Source organism: Lysobacter sp. CFH 32150 (assembly GCF_022758295.1).
Lineage (GTDB): Bacteria > Pseudomonadota > Gammaproteobacteria > Xanthomonadales > Xanthomonadaceae > CFH-32150.
The window spans coordinates 59,502-76,020 of sequence record NZ_JALDWJ010000002.1; the positions used below are offsets into that span (position 1 = coordinate 59,502).

Sequence of the window (16,519 nt, forward strand, 5' to 3'; positions counted from 1 at the left end):
TAGTCGATCAGGCCTGCTTGTCGTCTTTGACTTCCGTGAACTCGGCATCGACGACATCGTCGTTGCGCGGCGCACCCTGGCCAGCCGTGGCGGATTCGGCTCCCGGTTGGGCTGCAGCAGCAGCGGCCGCGTACAGCGACTGCCCTGCTTCTTCCAACGCCTTCGACTTGGCCTCGATCTGACCCTTGTCGTCGCCCTTCATCGCGGTCTCGAGATCGGCCAATGCAGCTTCGACATTGCCGATCACATCGCCCGGAACCTTGCTGCCGTGTTCGGTGATGGCGCTGCGGGTGGCGTGGATGAGCGCGTCGGCGTGGTTGCGCGCCTGCACCAGGTCATGGAACTTCTTGTCTTCCTCACGGTGCACTTCGGCGTCCTGCACCATCCGCTGGATTTCTTCGTCCGATAGGCCCGAACCGGCCTTGATTTCGACCTTCTGTTCCTTGCCGGTCTTCTTGTCCTTGGCATGGACGTGCAGGATGCCGTTGGCGTCGATGTCGAACGACACCTCGACCTGCGGCATGCCGCGAGGCGCCGGCTCGATGCCAGACAAGTCGAACTTGGCCAGCGACTTGTTGTAGCGGGCCTGTTCGCGCTCGCCTTGCAGCACATGCACCGTCACCGCGGACTGGTTGTCCTCGGCGGTGGAGAAGGTCTGCGCGGCCTTGGTCGGAATGGTGGTGTTCTTCTCGATGATTTTGGTGAACACGCCGCCGAGGGTCTCGATGCCGAGGCTTAGCGGGGTCACGTCGAGCAGCAGTACGTCCTTGACGTCGCCGGCGAGCACGCCGCCCTGGATCGCGGCGCCCACAGCAACGGCTTCGTCCGGGTTGACGTCCTTGCGCGGTTCCTTGCCGAAGAACTCGGCGACCGCCTGCCCTACTTTCGGCATGCGGGTCTGGCCACCGACGAGGATCACCTCGGCGATGTCGCTGGCGCGCAGGCCGGCATCGTTGAGCGCGATGCGGCACGGCTCGATCGTCTTCTTCACCAGGTCTTCGACCAGCGATTCGAGCTTGGCGCGGGTCAGCTTGATGTTGAGGTGCTTCGGACCAGAAGCATCCGCCGTCACGTATGGCAGGTTCACTTCGGTCTGCTGCGAGGACGACAGTTCGATCTTGGCGCGCTCGGCCGCGTCCTTCAGGCGCTGCAGCGCGAGCGGGTCCTTGCGCAGGTCGATGCCCTGGTCCTTGTTGAATTCGTCGACGAGGTAGTCGATGACGCGCTTGTCGAAGTCTTCGCCGCCGAGGAAGGTGTCGCCATTGGTGGCCAGCACTTCGAACTGCTTCTCGCCATCGACATTGGCGATCTCGATGATCGAGATGTCGAAGGTACCGCCGCCGAGGTCGTACACCGCGATCTTGCGGTCGCCGCCGGCCTTGTCCATGCCATAGGCAAGCGCGGCCGCAGTCGGCTCATTGATGATGCGCTTGACGTCGAGGCCGGCGATGCGGCCGGCGTCCTTGGTCGCCTGGCGCTGGCTGTCGTTGAAGTACGCCGGCACCGTGATCACTGCTTCGGTGACGGTCTCGCCGAGATACGCCTCGGCGGTCTTCTTCATCTTCTCCAGCACCTTGGCGGAGATTTCCTGCGCGGCCATCTTGCGGCCGTCGCTGGTCGCGACCCAGGCATCGCCATTGTCGTGCTCGACGATCGCGTACGGCACCAGGCCGAGGTCCTTCTTCACCTCCGCATCGGTGAACTTGCGGCCGATCAGGCGCTTCACCGCGTAGAAGGTGTTCTTCGGGTTGGTGACGGCCTGGCGCTTGGCCGAGGCGCCAACCAGGACTTCGCCGTCCTTGGTGTAGGCGACGATCGAAGGCGTGGTGCGGTCGCCCTCGCTGTTCTCGATGACGCGGGTCTTGCCGCCTTCCATGATCGCTACGCACGAGTTGGTCGTGCCGAGGTCGATGCCGATGATCTTTGCCATGGTGTTGCTCCCTCTCCAAATCTTTTGTCTGGTGGCGCGCCAAACTGACTAGAGCCTGGCGCCGATGTGCGTTATCTGGGGCTCATGCCCGGTGGTTCAAGGCTTAGTCGTGCCTGGCGACGACCACCAACGCGGGGCGCAGCAATCGTTCGTTCAGCACGTAGCCCTTCTGGAACACCTGCGCGACCGAGCCCGGCGGCAAGCCATCCGCCTCGATCATGCTCATGGCTTGATGGCGCTCGGGGTCGAAACTGTCGCCGGGCGCCGGCACCACTTCGACCAAGCCGTTGCTCTCCGCGATGCGATGCAGTTGGCGCAGGGTGAGCTCCATGCCCTCGCGCAGCGGGTCGGCTTGCGGCGCGACCGCGAGGCCGGCTTCGAGGCTGTCGAACAGCGGCAGCAGCTCGCTGAGCAGGCGTTCGTTGGCGAATTTGCGCGCGGTATCGATCTCGCGCGCCAGGCGCTTGCGCTGGTTGTCGAGGTCGGCGCGTTCGCGCAGCGCCTCGGCGCGTAGTTGTTCGAGTTCGCCCTTGAGGGCTTCGATCTGTTCGATCAGTGGGTTGTCGCCGGCCAACGTGGCGTCGGCATCCTGCATGGGTTCGTTGGTCATTCTTCCAGCATCCATCCGCGGCCACCGTGCCGCCCTGGGGACTGGTATTAGGGCCTGCTACCCGTCTTTCAAGGCCGGCGCCTTCAGGGCCGCCCCGAGGACATCCGCCGCCGCCTGTACCACCGGGATGATCCTGTCGTAGGCCATGCGGGTCGGCCCGATCACGCCCAACACGCCCAGCACCTGGCCGCCGGCCATGTATGGGGCCGTCACCAGTGAAACGCCTTCGAGCGGCGCCAGCCCGGTCTCTTCGCCAATGAAAATGCGCACGCCGGGCGCGCGCAGGGTGCGTTCCAGCAACTGCAGGATCTCGCGTTTACGGGCGAAGGCTTCGAACAGTTCGCGGAGGCGGTCGAGATCGGACAGCTCCTGCACCCCCATCAGTCGGGTCTGCCCGGCCAGCACCATGTCGTCGCCGGCGGGGGCCAGGGCTTGCTCGGCCAGCTCGACCGTATGCGCCAGCAGGATTTCCATCTCGCTACGCGCTGCCTGCAACTCACGCACGAGGGTGGTGCGGATCTCGGACAACGGCAGACCGGCGAAATGATGGTTGAGGTAATTGGCGACTCGCTCGAGTTCGCCGGCGTCGTAGGCGCGGCGGGTCTGGATGATCCGGTTCTGCACATCGTTGTCGGCGAACACCAGGATCGCCAGCACCCGCTGTGCGTCCAGCGGCACGAAATCGATATGACGGAACGCGAACTGCTCCCGCCGCGGCACGCTGACTACCCCGACGAAATGGGTCATCGCCGACAGAAGTTCCGACGCGCTGCCGAGCAACGCCTGGGTACCGGACCCCGCCGGCAACTCGTGCTTCAGTCGCGCCAGCTCACCTTCCGGCAGTGGCCGCACCTGCAACAGGGAATCGACGAACACCCGGTACCCCTGCGCAGTGGGTATCCGCCCGGCCGAGGTATGTGGCGAGCTGAGCAGGCCAACGTCTTCGAGGTCGGCGAGGATGTTGCGGATCGTCGCCGGACTGACGTCGAGGCCTGCATGTTTGGCCAATGTCTGCGACCCGACCGGTTCACCGTCGCGGATATAACGCGCGATCAGCGTGCGCAGCAGCTGACGAGCGCGGGGGTCCAAGGGCTTGTCGTCGGCGAAGACACGGCTCATGCACCGGATATAAGCCCCCGGGGCATCGCACGCAAGCGCTTGGTCGTTTCACCGCGGCACGGCACAATCGCTGCGCATGCTGACCCATCTCGCCATCAAGGACTTCGCCGTCGTGCGCGCGGCTGAACTGGATTTCGGCCCTGGTTTGACCGTGATTTCCGGCGAAACCGGTGCCGGCAAGTCCCTGCTGGTCGACGCGCTTGGCTTCCTTTCCGGCTCGCGCGCCGACAGTGGCGTGGTGCGCCATGGTGCTGAACGCGCGGAACTGATCGCACTATTCGACCTGAGCGACGCTCCGGATGCGCTGGCGTGGCTGCGCGAACAGGAGCTCGACGACGGCACGCTCGAAGACGGCATGGGTTGCCAACTGCGCCGCACGATCCGCGCCGATGGCGGCTCCAAGGCCTGGATCAACGGCCGCCCGGTGACGCTGGGCCAGCTCGGTGACCTCGCCGAGCGCCTGGTCGAAATCCATGGCCAGCACGAGCACCAGGCCCTGCTGTCGAAGGCTAGCCAGCTCGCCCTGCTCGATGCCTACGGCCGTCACGAAGCCGAACTGGCCGCAGTGCGCACCGCTGCGCAGGCCTGGAATGTCCTGCTGCGCGAACGCGACACGCTATCGCGCCAAGGCGACGTCTCCGAACGCATCACCTGGCTCGAACACCAGTTGGCCGAACTCGAACGCGAGGACCTGGAACCGGCATCCATCGCCGACCTCGTCGCCACGCACCGCCGCCATGGCCATTCCGCCGCACTGATCGCCGCCTGCGACGACGCATTCGCCCGCCTCGGTGGCGACGAAGCGCCGTCGCTGTCGCGACAGCTGCAGCAGGTCCGCAATGAACTGGCCAAGCAGGCCGAACACGAACCTCGGTTGGGTGAAGTCGATGCCATGCTCGATGCCGCTGCGATCCAGCTCGATGAAGCCATCGCCTTGCTGGAACGCGTGCGTGCCGACCTCGACCTCGATCCCTCGGCGTTCGAACAACTGGAACATCGCCTCGGCCGCCTCCACGACCTCGCCCGTAAGCACCGGGTCGCACCGGACGCATTGGCCACGCAGCGCGATGCATTGGCTGCAGAACTCGAAATCCTGCGCAGTGCCGGCGAACGCGTGCACGTGCTCGACCTCGAGATCGCAACTGCCACGTCCGCATGGCGCAAGGCCGCCAATGCACTCGGGACAGCGCGACGCAAGGCCGCTGCCTCGCTCTCCGCAAGCACCACCACACTGATCACCGAGCTTGGCATGGGCGGCGGTCGCTTCGAGGTCGCGCTTGAACCGAACGAAGGCGATCGCCCGGACCCGCAAGGCAGCGAGCGCGTCGAATTCCTAGTCGCTGCGAACCTTGGGCAACCACCGCGACCGTTGCGCAAAGTCGCCTCCGGCGGCGAACTGTCCCGCATTTCGCTGGCCATCGAAGTCGCTGCATTGGGCCTCGACGCGGTGCCGACGATGGTCTTCGATGAAGTCGATTCCGGCATCGGCGGCGCAGTCGCCGAGATCGTCGGGCAGAAGCTGCGTGCACTCGGCAGCAAACGCCAAGCGCTTTGCGTGACCCATCTGCCGCAGGTCGCGGCGCAGGGCCACGCGCATTACCGCGTCAGCAAGGCCGCCAACGATGGCGTTACCCAGAGCGCAGTGCATGCGCTGAGCGCCAAGGAACGCGAGGAAGAACTGGCGCGGATGCTGGGCGGCGTGGAATTGACGCGCGAAGCCCGCGCGGCGGCGAAGCGTTTGCTCAGCGACGTCACCTAGGACGCCCAGGCAGCAGGAGAAAAGCGCGATGGAAACGGTCACGCATAACCCCAGGGCCGGGATCTATCCGGCGACACCCGATTATGTCCACGCTCTGGAGGTCCGCAGTCCCGAACGTCTGCTGTTCGTGAGCGGCACGATGGGCCTGGATGAACACGGAGCCGCCGGCAAAACCTGGACGACCAGCTACAGCTGATCTGGTCGAATATCCGCACCATACTTTCCAGCGCCGGCATGACGACCGAGAACATCGTGCGACTCACCAGCTATCTACGCGATCCCGCTTTTGCAGAAGCCAATGCGCTCGCACGGACACAGGCACTCGGCGAGCGCCGGATCCCGACGACCGCAATCGTCGTCCAGACTTTGTCGACGGATTGGCTCGTCGAGATCGAAATCGTTGCCGCCGCCTGACGCCTGACGGAACAAGGAGCAACGTCAGCGCTTCTTGCGTACGTACAACACCAGTGCGTGCTCCTCGATCTCGTAGCCGTGCTTGGCGGCGACCTCGCGCTGCAATTTCTCGATCTCGCTGCTCTGGAACTCGATCACCTTGCCGGTGTCGATGTCGACCATGTGGTCATGGTGGTCGCCACGGTCCAGCTCGTACACCGCATGGCCGCCTTCGAAGTTGTGCTTGAGTACCAGGCCCGCTGCCTCGAATTGGGTCAGCACCCGGTATACCGTGGCCAGGCCAATCTCGTCACCGTGCTCCAGCAGCGCACGATAGATGTCCTCGGCCGTCATGTGCCGCGGCTTGGTCTGCTCGAGGAGCTCGAGGACCCGCATCCGTGGATGGGTGACCTTGAGCCCGGCCTTGCGTAGATCCTGCGATTCCATCGTCGCTCCTGCCACATCAGGGGCCCGACAACAGCGGATTAACGCCCTGGTGAAATCCGGGCGGACGCGCTGCGCTGCGCCGTCGCGGGCCGAGGGCTTCAGTGTATCATCGCGGCACTCTCCGCCTGTGTGGAAACCGATGCGCAAGCTGCTCCTGACCCTCGCCCTCGCCGCTGTCACTGCCGGTTGCGGCGTGCTGTACCGCCAGCCGATCCACCAGGGCAACCTGTTGGAGAAAGCGAACGTCGAGCAGTTGCAGCAAGGCATGGACAAGCGCCAGGTGATGGTGCTGCTGGGTTCGCCGTCGATCGCCGATCCGTTCCACCATGAGCGCTGGGATTACGCCGCAAGCCAACGCACCGGCCGGACCGGCAAGACCGAAGTGAAGAACCTGACGTTGTGGTTCGAAGGCGAAACTCTCGCCCGCTGGGAAGGCGAGTATTTTCCGGAACAGGACCAGGAACTGGCGCAGCAAATGCGCAAGTTCGGCAACCTGCCCAAGGACAAGAAGAAAGGCGGCCGCTAGGGCCTCGCTTTCCTATCGGCGGCGCGCCAACGCCGCGCATCTTTGGGATCGGCCACCAACGGCCGGAGCAATTCGATCCGATCGCCGTCGTGCAACAGTTGCGCCGTATCGCAGCGCAAGCCGTGAATCGCATAGGCGACGATCCCGTCGGGCAACGAGAGCCCGCTTCGCGCCAGCGCATCAGCGACAGTCGCGCCTTCGGGCAGGTCCAGCAGCACCGCCTTGAATCGCCGCGGCCACGCCAGCACGACTTCGACTTTCACTCGACGCCTCGATCGGCGACGCGCACGAAGTCATCGACCATGCGATCCGCCAGCCCCTGGAAACCGAGCGCGAACGCCGGCCCCAGGAGCCTATTGTTCGGTTCAAACTCCAAGGTGAGCGTTACCTTGCACGCCGATTCGTCCAGCGCATGGAACTGCCAGCGCCCGGACAGCCGCTTGAACGGGCCATCCTTGAGCTGCATGTCGATGTGGTGCGGCGGCGACAGCGTGTTTTCGGTGGTGAACCAAGTGCGCAGCGCGCCCAGGCCCAGGTCGAGGCGCGCGACCACCCGCTCGTCGCTGGTTTCCAGTACCACGGCCGAGTCGCACCAGTCGAAGCGCCGTGGATAGGCGGCGATGTCGTTGACCAGCGCGAACATGCGCGCGGCGGAGTGTTCGACCAGTGCGGAGCGGCGAATCGTGGGCATCGTGGGTGTGTCAGCGCATCCCGAGTAGGTCGCGTTGCCCATGCGCGCTCGCCAGGCAAGGCGTGCGCCGCAGCGCCGTAGTTATTCTACGGCCAAGGCGCGCAACGCAGCCTGGCGAGCACGCATGGGCAACCCTTCGGGGACGGAACGTCGCGGCCTACTCGGGATGCGCTGGCACGCCCTCGTATCGCTACACGTCCGCTTCGGCGAGAATGGACAGCATGAGCAAGAAGGCCAGTAAGGATAAGGGAAACGGCGGTGGAACGATCGCGCTCAACAAGCGCGCGCGCCATGAATACCACCTCGAGCAGAAATTCGAGGCGGGCCTGGCCCTGCAGGGGTGGGAACTGAAGGCGATCCGCGCGGGCCGCGCCAATATCGGTGAGAGCTATGCCGTGGTGAAAAGCGGCGAACTGTTCCTGTTCGGCGCACAGATCACCCCGCTGATCTCAGCCTCGTCCCACGTCATCGCCGACGCCCAGCGCACCCGCAAGCTGCTGCTGCACAAACACGAGATCGACGAACTGATCGGTCGCGTGCAGCGCGATGGCTACACCCTGGTACCGACCGCGCTGTACTGGAAGGCGAACAAGGTCAAAGCCGAGCTGGCGCTGGCCAAGGGCAAACAGACGCACGACAAGCGCGACGCCAGCAAGGAACGCGACTGGAACCGTGAGAAGCAGCGGTTGCTGCGGCGGCACAACAAGGACGCGTGAGACGCTATTCCCCGCTCTCTGCTGGCAAGCTGAAGTAGAAGGCCGCACCCTCGCCTTCCTGGCCCTCCGCGCGGATCGTGCCGCCATGGCGCTCGACGATGCGCTTGACGGAGGCCAGGCCGATGCCGTCGCCGACGAATCCGGTGTCGTCGTGCAGGCGCTGGAACGGGCGGAACAGCTTGTCGGCATAAGCCTCGTTGAAGCCTGCGCCGTTGTCGCGAACGAAAAACTCGCCAGCCAGGTTCGCCGCGAATTCGATCTGCGCATCATCGCGGCTGCGGGTGAACTTCCAGGCATTGCCGATCAGGTTCTGCAGCAGGCTGCGCACCAGCACCGGATCACCCGTCGCCCGCAGACCGGATCCGATATCGACCGCGACCTCCCGTCCGGGCTCGCCGGCATGCAATTCTTCAACGATCTCGGTGGCGATCCGGCTCAGGTCGAGCGGTTCCAATTTGAGTTCGCTGCGACCGAGTCGCGACAACTTCAGCAGGGCATCGATCAATTCGCCCATCCGCGAGGCGGCGTTACGCACGCGTCCCAGGTAATCGCGCCCGGTCTCGTCGAGTATGGCAGCGTAACGTTCACCCAATACGCCGCTGAAGCCCTCTATTGCGCGCAACGGCGCGCGCAGGTCGTGCGAGACGCTATAGGCGAAGGATTCGAGTTCGCGATTGGCTTCACTCAACTCGCGCGTGCGCACTGCCACCCGTGCTTCCAGGCTGCGATTGAGCGCGAGCACGTGCGCTTCGCTTCGGCGATGCGCGGCGGTCATGCGCGCGGCGATCCGTTGCGCGCGCGCCTCCGTGAGCGCCATCGACCAGGCAATGCCGAACAACAACAGCGACGCGAACAAACCGACCACCAGCGTGTTGCGCAACGCGGCGATGGCCGGCGCCGCCACAGGTTCCGGGCCAGAGACGAAATCGAAACGCCAGCGCCGGCCATAGTGCTCGGTGGTCAAGCTATGCGCGAAGGCGTGATGGCCGTTCTGTTCGAAACCGGGGTCGGCATACAACAGCTCCGGCTTGGCCTCGGTGATGTCGTACAAGCGAAAATGCAGTTCACGCCGCATCGGGCGCAATGCGACTTCGACGTAGCGGTTCACGCGGAACGGCACATAGACCCAGCCCTGCATCGACATTCGCCGCGCCCTGATCGAGCTTGGCGCATCGCCAGCGCGGTAGACCGGCGCATAGATCAGCAACCCGGCCACATCGCGATCGGCGTCCTGCAGCAAGCGCACGCGGCCGCTCATGCGCAACGTACCAGTGTCGCGTGCGGCGTCCATCGCTGCACGACGCACAGGCTCGCTGTACATATCGAAGCCGAGTGCACTGATGTTCTCGGCTGTCCTCGGTTCCAGGTACAGAATCGGGCCGTATTGCGCCCGGATGCCGCGCGGCCATACGTTGAACAGGCCATAGCCAGCGGCGCGGCTTTCCAGTTGCAGCCGCTCCAATCCATGCGGCGTGACGTATGCGGCGAACCCCAACCCGGTCAATGCCGGAAATCGTTGCGGCAACTCCAGGCCGTCGACGAACGCCCGCCATTGCAGAGGACTCGGCCGCGCCACCGTCGCGAACAATGCGACGCCGCCACGAACGGTGAGTTCGTAGTTCACCAGCCGTTGCTGTAGCAAATCAACGGTTTCCCGCGTCGCCGCCTCGAATTCCGCTTGCGACGCCGCCAGCTCGCGCTCGCGCGCAGCGCGCCACGACAGCACCACGAGCAGCAGCGAACACACCAGCACGACCAATGCCAGGACAAAACCGGTCCTGCCTGGCCGCCGAGGCGCGACCTCCTGCGCTGGCTCGCGACCCGGTTCGACCGGCTCCATCTCGCGCTCGATAGTGGGCGAAGGCGGCGACATCCGACCAAGCATAGCCTGCACTGTGAATAGCCGGCACCATGAATCGCCGCTGGCCGTGACGGCCCTCCGGCTTGTGCGCGCCGGATCGGCCCCTATACTGACCGAGTCGGCGACATCGACATTCCCGGGGGTGCACCTGGCTTCGACGGGGGTTGCGAAATCGTCTGGCGCATGCCGAGGGGGCAGCTTTCCTCGTTAATCCAGCCGCAAAACCTCAGACGCCAACGACGACGTCTACGCTCTCGCCGCTTAAGGCGTAAGCCCCGAACCCACTTGTGCCTGTGCTCGTGGATGTAGGGTCATCATCACAGGATCGGCCGTGGCGGCGACCCGTCAACCACGGCTCCAATAAAGCGGGTGTGTCCTGCGGTGTGCCTCGCACGTCGTGTTGCCGCAGGACGAGACCAAACGGCGAGCTAAGCATGTAGTGCCGGAGATGGAGTGCCTTCGGACGGGGGTTCGATTCCCCCCACCTCCACCATTTCAAGTTCCAAAGCTGTCAATAGAGGCCGGAATCCTTAGTAAAAAAGGGGTTTCGGCTTTTTTTTTGCGATGCCGCCCGATGCGGGCCTTCGCCATACGACGGTAAACATCGTCGCCCAGTGAGCTTTCCACCTTGGCCTAGAGACCCGATGTTTCCCGTTGCTGATATGGACGTCAGGGAATTCCAATGTCTCGAATCATTCGAAGCGCAAGGATGGTGCTCGTTAGCGCCTGTCTGTTTATTACGACTCAGGCGCTGGCCGCGTCGCCGGTTTCTAAACCAACCATCGTTGACACGTCAACGACCATCATTGGTGCTGACGGTACGATCACTAAAGCCAAGGCGCGCGCGACCTCCTCCGCTCGATCGAGTTTGCATTCCGAAGCGGTTGCTAGTCCACAGCCAGGCGAAATCACGGCCTGCCTCTCGGCTGGGGCTTGGGACAATTGCATGACCGATACCCAAATGGCCACCACTGACTGGGGCATGGGGTACAACATCTTGCTGGACGGGGTGACGCCGTTCTACCGCGTTGAATGGACACAACTGGATGGGACCGTATATCGATTCAGGAATTTCTACTTGGATGACGATTTATGCCCCGCTCCGACGCCAGAAAACCCGACCAACTACTACTTGGACTACAACGGCCCCTTTGCCGGCGATGAGCTCTGCTGGCCCGAGGGAAGCTGGCAATCGTGGTGGGTCTACCCACACAAGGCGGGCAGCTACAAGTTTCGCGGATATATTAATTCCTATCCCAGCGAGCCTTTGAGTAATGACGTCGGCACGGTAGTGCCCGGCACACTTCGAATCGCCTCAGGCAGCGGACAGTCGGTCCCCGCAACTGAGTGGGCCCTGGGACCTCTCACAATTTCCATTTCTGACTTCAGGGGTAATCCGGTTTCATATCCCATCGAAACCAGCTCCACTACCAACCGCTTTGCTTTCACCATCGCAGGGCCCACCAATTCGACAGGAGCCCTAGCCGATCCGTCCGCCGTGACTCCGGGCGCAAGCGGCTCTGCGAGCGCACGGCTACGCACCGGCGACAAGATTGGCCAGTACAACGTGTCCGTAACATCCGAGGACGCGACGCCATTGAGTACGCCAGCGATATTGTTCGCCGTGTCTCGACGGCCGCCCGATGACAACAAAGACAAGGAAGAAGGCAACGGCGAAGACTGCTCAGTTGCCGACCCGATCACCATCGGTATAGGGAACAGCTTCCAGCAGGAAACCGATTACGCCCGCACCGGTCTTTCGATTCTGGAGTTCGAGCGTTCCTACAATGCGCTCGGCTCCAAGTCCAAGTTGATGGGTAACTACTGGACGACAACCTTCGATCGAGCGGTGCTACCGCCCGCGATCGCAGGTGAGCCGACACGGGTGCGACGTCCTGACGGCCGAGTCATCCCGTTCACTCTGCAAGGCGGCCAGTACATGCCCCTGCGACCATATTTCCACGGCGTCCTCAGGGCCAATGGAAGCGGCTGGCAGTACGTCACGGAAGACAACACGACGGAAAGCTACGACTCGCAAGGCAAATGGACCACGATTACCGATGCCACGGGACGCACGCTAACAGCTACGTACAGCAGCAAACCTTGGCTTACCAAGGTGACGGCCAATACCGGTGAGTCGCTGACGTTCGCGTACAACACCTACGGTCAGATCATCAGCGCAACCGATCACAGCGGCCGGGTCTGGACCTATACCTACAACGCATGGGCGAACCTTACCCAACTCAAGGATCCGGACGGGGTCTACCACACCTACCACTACGAATCGCCGTACAGCCCATACCTGCTCACGGGCATTAGTGTCGGACGTAACGCCACGCCCCAGGCCAGCGAGCGCTACGTTACTTGGACATTCGATGCGAACGGGCGTGCAATCTCAAACTATTTCACCGGTGGACTGAAGCGCTACGACATCAGTTACAACGACATCACTGGAGAGCGCACCGTCACGGACGCTTTGTCGAATCAGGCCCTTTTCCAGACCAGAACGCTCAACGGGCGGGGCTTCGTGGACGCGGTTGTTGGCCCTGGTTTTTCAACCTGTGGGTTCGCCGATTCCGAGATCCAACGCGACCTCAACATGAATGTCACGCTCCGCACCGCATTCGGGCGCGCGACACAGTTCGGCAACTACGATTCGAAGGGCCAGTTCGGTTTCATGATCGAGGCCGCAGGGAAGTCTACAGCGCGCCGCTCGGACTACACCTACGATCCGCGCTTTATCCACAAGCCCACCTCGATCAGCCAGCCCTCGGTGTCAGCAGGCCAGATCAAGGTGACGCAGCGTGCTTATGATGCAGCGGGCAACGTGATTCAGGAATCGGTCTCTGGCTTCCGGCCAGATGGAACGCCGATCTCACGCGGTGTGACGCTCCAGTACAACGGTCCCTATGGCCAACTCTCGCAGATCGATGGGCCGCGCACTGATGTCTCGGATATCACGCGCCTTGAGTATCACGCCACCACCAAGCGCTTGCTGCGGATCACAGACCCCAACGGCATCCAGCTTCGCAACAACATCACGTATACCGCAACCGGACAAGTTGCCTCTGAAGATCGGCCGAACGGCCTGCATCTGACGTATACGTATTACCCGGGTACCGACTTGCTGAAGTCGGTAACGGAGGCTGGAACAGGCAGCACACGCACAACCACCTGGACCTACAACGACCGACGCTGGGTGACAGCGCTGTCTTTTAGTGATGGCATCAACACAGACATCGCAACCAACTTTGAATACAACGCCGCCGGCGATATAACGAAAGTGTGGTCTCCGGGCGCGGGCGCAATCAGTTACACATTGGACGCGGCTGGTAACCGCAAGAAGGAATCGTATCTCGAGGACTATGCGGGCACAGAGCGTCGCTGGGTTCAACGAACCTTCGATGCGTACGGGCGCACCAAGGACCTGATCAATGCGGACAATCAGTCTCAGTACGTTGTCCATCCCGAGGGCACGCTTACGAGCAGCATCGATGGACGGAACAACACAACGTCTTACACCTACGACGATTTCAAGCGCCTCACGCAGACACTGCTGCCAGGGCAGGTCGCAACCTCGTATGGGTATGACGCTCAAGATCGGCTTATAAGTGTCACCGATGGCAATCAAGCCACCACGGCCCTGCTCTACGACGACCTGGGCAATCGCATCCGCCTGGAAAGTCCGGACACCGGAATTACCACCTTCGCGCACGATGCCGCGGGAAATGTCATCGGATCTACTGATGCGCTGGGGCAAGCGACGGCCTATACCTATGATGCAGGCAACCGCCTTAAGACCGTCGACCGCGTCGGTACTGCTGACGACGAGTCGTACACCTTCGACACCTGTGTCAATGGGTCAGGTCGGCTCTGTATCGCAACCAACGGTATTGGCGACTTCGTTCGATATGACTATGACGTGCTTGGCCGTGCCGCCAAGCAGACCACCAACGCGGGCGTCGTCAGCTACCAGCATGATGCCGCAGGCAATATCACCGAGATCACTTACCCCTCGCAGCGCAAGGTTCGATACGTCTACAACGGGGGCAGCCAGGTGACCAATGTAACGGTCATCGATGGTGGTAATTCTTATGCCCTGGCGCGCAACATCTCGCACCTTCCCTTCGGTCCTGCCAGGAGCTGGATCTACGGCAACGGGCTCAGCGAAACCCGGCAATACGACCTGCAGTATCGACCGGTGACGTTCAACGCCGGCGGACGCTCTGCGGTCAGCTATGGGAGCTATGACGGCGACAGCAACCCAACCCAGCGCACGCTCAACGGCGACTCGCAGGCTTTGACGTACGACGCCCAGGCACGGCTGGATACAGCTTCCGGTGCGTTTGGCACACGCGACTATGGCTACGACGCCGTCGGCAATCGCACCAGCTTGAGTGCCGATGGCCAGACGACGTCGTATGCCTACCAACCACAATCCAATCGCCTGCTTTCGGACACGCAATGGAGTTACACGCACGATCCCAATGGCAACGAAACCAGACGGCAAGCACTCGACGGCCATGGCTGGGACCTAACCTATACGGCCAACAACCGCCTGATGGGTGTTACCGATCTGGAGAGCCCGGTCACACTCTTGGGGGCGTACCGCTACAACGCCCTTGGGCAACGCACCCTCAAGAGCACGCCGTACGGCGACACACGGTTCGTTTACGGCCCTTCCGGAGAGTTACTGGCGGAACTGTTACCTGATGGCAGCGTGACTCAGGAGTACGTGTACCTCGATGGCGCGCCGATCGCCCTTCTGGGAGCGCCAGCAGCACCGGCCGCGCCGTTCGGCGTCGATCAGACCATCGACAATCCCGCGAGCGATGCGGCCTGCTCGGTCAAGCGTGCATCCGAGGCCATCAATGGCAACTACCTGCTCTGCCCTCGCACCGGTTCCAGCTTCCAATTGGAATGGCCTTGGGAGCCGCCCTATACCGGTGACTACGACCTCTACATCCGATGGGCGTGGACATCCGACTCACAGTGCTATGAATTCCGGTTTGTCACCTTCCCGACATGCGTCGGTGCCGGCGCTGCGGCAGGCACATGGGTATCGCTGGGCCGCCATCACCTGGTCGCAGGCACGCGGGATCCTATGCTCAGCACCCAGGCCAATAGCTGGAACAACCTCAGCCTGAAGATGGATGCGATCCGCTATGTGCTGGCGTACAAGGATGTGACTGACCGGGACTACAAGTATGTACATACCGATGCCCTCGGCACACCGCAGCGGGCGACCGACAAGCTCGGTACGGTGGTCTGGCAGGCGAGCTACGATCCGTTCGGTGCTGCAGTCATCGACGATGATCCCGATGGCGACAGCGTCCATCAAGCCCTGAATCTGCGCTTCCCTGGCCAGTACTACGATGCCGAGACTGGGCTGCATTACAACTATTTTCGCGATTACGATGCGCGGCTAGGCCGCTACCTGGAGGCTGACCCGATCGGCCTCCAAGGCGGACTAAATCTCTATGCTTACGCCGACGGCAATCCGGTTGCTACAGTCGACCCCCAAGGGCTTTGGAGCGCCAGTCCCGGGCAGAATTATGGTCCGATGTACTCCAATAACCCGGATCGAAGCGTCTATGTCGCTCCTGCCGGATACATCCGCTACAAGCGAGGCGATAACACGATCATTCCCGCCCCTGGATTGCATGGCAACATCCTGTGCCTGCAACTCTGTCTTGGTCTGCAGTTGACAATCACAGGCGGGAGCGAAGGTGCGCCCTATCATGCTGGGCGCAACCACCCTGCAGGAAAGGCGTGCGATTTCGGATGCAACTCGAACCCTGCCCTGTGCAAAATCCCCAATGGCACGGTCACGGATTGTGCCGCCAGATGTGGCTTCACCAACGGAATGCGCCACGCACCAGATCACTGGCATCTGTCAACTGCGCCCGGCGACAGGGTGCCCTCAATACTTCCGCCGCCGCCGGCGCTCCCGTTCGGAGATGGCCCGATTGTTCCTCTTCGTTTCCCCCCGCCCTGAAATTGCCCATTTCGCGCCAGTCGTTCTGGAGGACCTATGCGTCTGACAAATCTGCTCTTTGTGCTGGCTTCCTTAGGTCCCTGCCTAGGTGTGCAGGCCGAGGGCGTCGAAGATCCCGCTATGAACCCGGAAGCCGTGCTTAAGAAGGACTATGCGGACAAACGCTATTGGCCGTCGGGACAAGGCCTTCGGGAGAGAATCGAGTTCTGCGGAGGAGATTGGTGCCAGGAAGTACTGATGGAGCGACCAGAAACTTCGCAGAAGCAGGCATGGGATGCCGCCTTTCTAATGTTCTATTTCTTCGATGCGAATGAAGGATTTCGGTCGCGGCGTAGCGCCACTGCAACGCGGCTGTTGGATCGGTATTCCAAGAGTTGCGTTTCAGGCGCCCCTGAGAGCAGAGCATCTTGTATTCTTCAGAAACTGCAGTCTGCACATAAGCTTAAGTACCGAAGGGTTCAGTACGATG

The 16,519-nt window shown here is 62.5% G+C and carries 13 protein-coding genes and 1 other RNA gene; 7 read left to right on the forward strand and 7 right to left on the reverse strand.

Annotation, left to right across the window (positions count from 1 at the left end; all coding sequences use genetic code 11):
* Nucleotides 1-7 precede the first annotated feature (7 nt).
* The 3 genes from dnaK to hrcA all read right to left on the reverse strand — a co-directional run bounded on the left by dnaK (nt 8) and on the right by hrcA (nt 3,659).
* Nucleotides 8-1,930 carry a molecular chaperone DnaK gene (gene dnaK, locus MO486_RS03730; RefSeq protein ID WP_242904693.1) on the reverse strand — a complete coding sequence of 641 codons (1,923 nt, stop codon included), beginning with the start codon at nt 1,928-1,930 and terminating at the stop codon, nt 8-10.
* Between the two features lie 103 nt (nt 1,931-2,033).
* Nucleotides 2,034-2,525, reverse strand: a complete 492-nt coding sequence (grpE, locus tag MO486_RS03735) for a nucleotide exchange factor GrpE (RefSeq protein ID WP_242905328.1) — start codon at nt 2,523-2,525, stop codon at nt 2,034-2,036.
* Nucleotides 2,526-2,597: 72 nt separating this feature from the next.
* Nucleotides 2,598-3,659, reverse strand: a complete 1,062-nt coding sequence (gene hrcA, locus MO486_RS03740; RefSeq protein ID WP_242904694.1) for a heat-inducible transcriptional repressor HrcA — start codon at nt 3,657-3,659, stop codon at nt 2,598-2,600.
* A 76-nt stretch (nt 3,660-3,735) separates the two neighbouring features.
* Between hrcA and recN the strand changes: the two genes are divergently transcribed.
* Genes recN through MO486_RS03755 form a run of 3 tightly spaced genes read left to right on the forward strand, consistent with a single transcriptional unit; the run spans nt 3,736 to nt 5,832 of the window.
* On the forward strand, nt 3,736-5,418 hold the full coding sequence (gene recN, locus MO486_RS03745) for a DNA repair protein RecN (protein WP_242904695.1): 1,683 nt from the start codon (nt 3,736-3,738) through the stop codon (nt 5,416-5,418).
* Between the two features lie 28 nt (nt 5,419-5,446).
* Complete coding sequence (locus tag MO486_RS03750) at nt 5,447-5,614, forward strand: hypothetical protein (protein ID WP_242904696.1); 168 nt, start codon at nt 5,447-5,449, stop codon at nt 5,612-5,614.
* A gap of 20 nt (nt 5,615-5,634) precedes the next feature.
* The gene (locus MO486_RS03755; RefSeq protein ID WP_242905329.1) at nt 5,635-5,832 is read left to right on the forward strand and encodes a RidA family protein; all 198 of its coding nucleotides are present in this window, start codon (nt 5,635-5,637) and stop codon (nt 5,830-5,832) included.
* A gap of 24 nt (nt 5,833-5,856) precedes the next feature.
* Here the strand turns inward: MO486_RS03755 and fur are convergent, their stop codons facing one another.
* Complete coding sequence (gene fur, locus MO486_RS03760) at nt 5,857-6,258, reverse strand: ferric iron uptake transcriptional regulator (protein ID WP_242904697.1); 402 nt, start codon at nt 6,256-6,258, stop codon at nt 5,857-5,859.
* Nucleotides 6,259-6,397: 139 nt separating this feature from the next.
* Here fur and bamE point away from each other — a divergent pair, with 139 nt between their 5' ends.
* Entirely contained in the window at nt 6,398-6,784 is a 387-nt protein-coding gene (gene bamE, locus MO486_RS03765) for an outer membrane protein assembly factor BamE (RefSeq protein WP_242904698.1), read from the forward strand.
* On the opposite strand, the gene MO486_RS03770 is transcribed toward bamE, so the two are convergent.
* Nucleotides 6,781-7,047 carry an RnfH family protein gene (locus MO486_RS03770; protein WP_242904700.1) on the reverse strand — a complete coding sequence of 89 codons (267 nt, stop codon included), beginning with the start codon at nt 7,045-7,047 and terminating at the stop codon, nt 6,781-6,783. The genes bamE and MO486_RS03770 overlap by 4 nt on opposite strands.
* On the reverse strand, nt 7,044-7,475 hold the full coding sequence (locus MO486_RS03775) for a type II toxin-antitoxin system RatA family toxin (protein WP_242904702.1): 432 nt from the start codon (nt 7,473-7,475) through the stop codon (nt 7,044-7,046). The genes MO486_RS03770 and MO486_RS03775 overlap by 4 nt, the downstream gene beginning before the upstream one ends.
* Before the next feature lie 221 nt (nt 7,476-7,696).
* Between MO486_RS03775 and smpB the strand changes: the two genes are divergently transcribed.
* Nucleotides 7,697-8,191, forward strand: a complete 495-nt coding sequence (gene smpB / locus MO486_RS03780) for an SsrA-binding protein SmpB (RefSeq protein WP_242904704.1) — start codon at nt 7,697-7,699, stop codon at nt 8,189-8,191.
* A gap of 4 nt (nt 8,192-8,195) precedes the next feature.
* Here the strand turns inward: smpB and MO486_RS03785 are convergent, their stop codons facing one another.
* Entirely contained in the window at nt 8,196-10,064 is a 1,869-nt protein-coding gene (locus MO486_RS03785; RefSeq protein ID WP_242904706.1) for a CHASE domain-containing protein, read from the reverse strand.
* 126 nt (nt 10,065-10,190) lie between these two features.
* Here MO486_RS03785 and ssrA point away from each other — a divergent pair.
* Nucleotides 10,191-10,545: a transfer-messenger RNA gene (gene ssrA, locus MO486_RS03790) on the forward strand.
* A 216-nt stretch (nt 10,546-10,761) separates the two neighbouring features.
* On the forward strand, nt 10,762-16,050 hold the full coding sequence (locus MO486_RS03795; RefSeq protein WP_242904707.1) for an RHS repeat-associated core domain-containing protein: 5,289 nt from the start codon (nt 10,762-10,764) through the stop codon (nt 16,048-16,050).
* Nucleotides 16,051-16,519 lie beyond the last annotated feature (469 nt).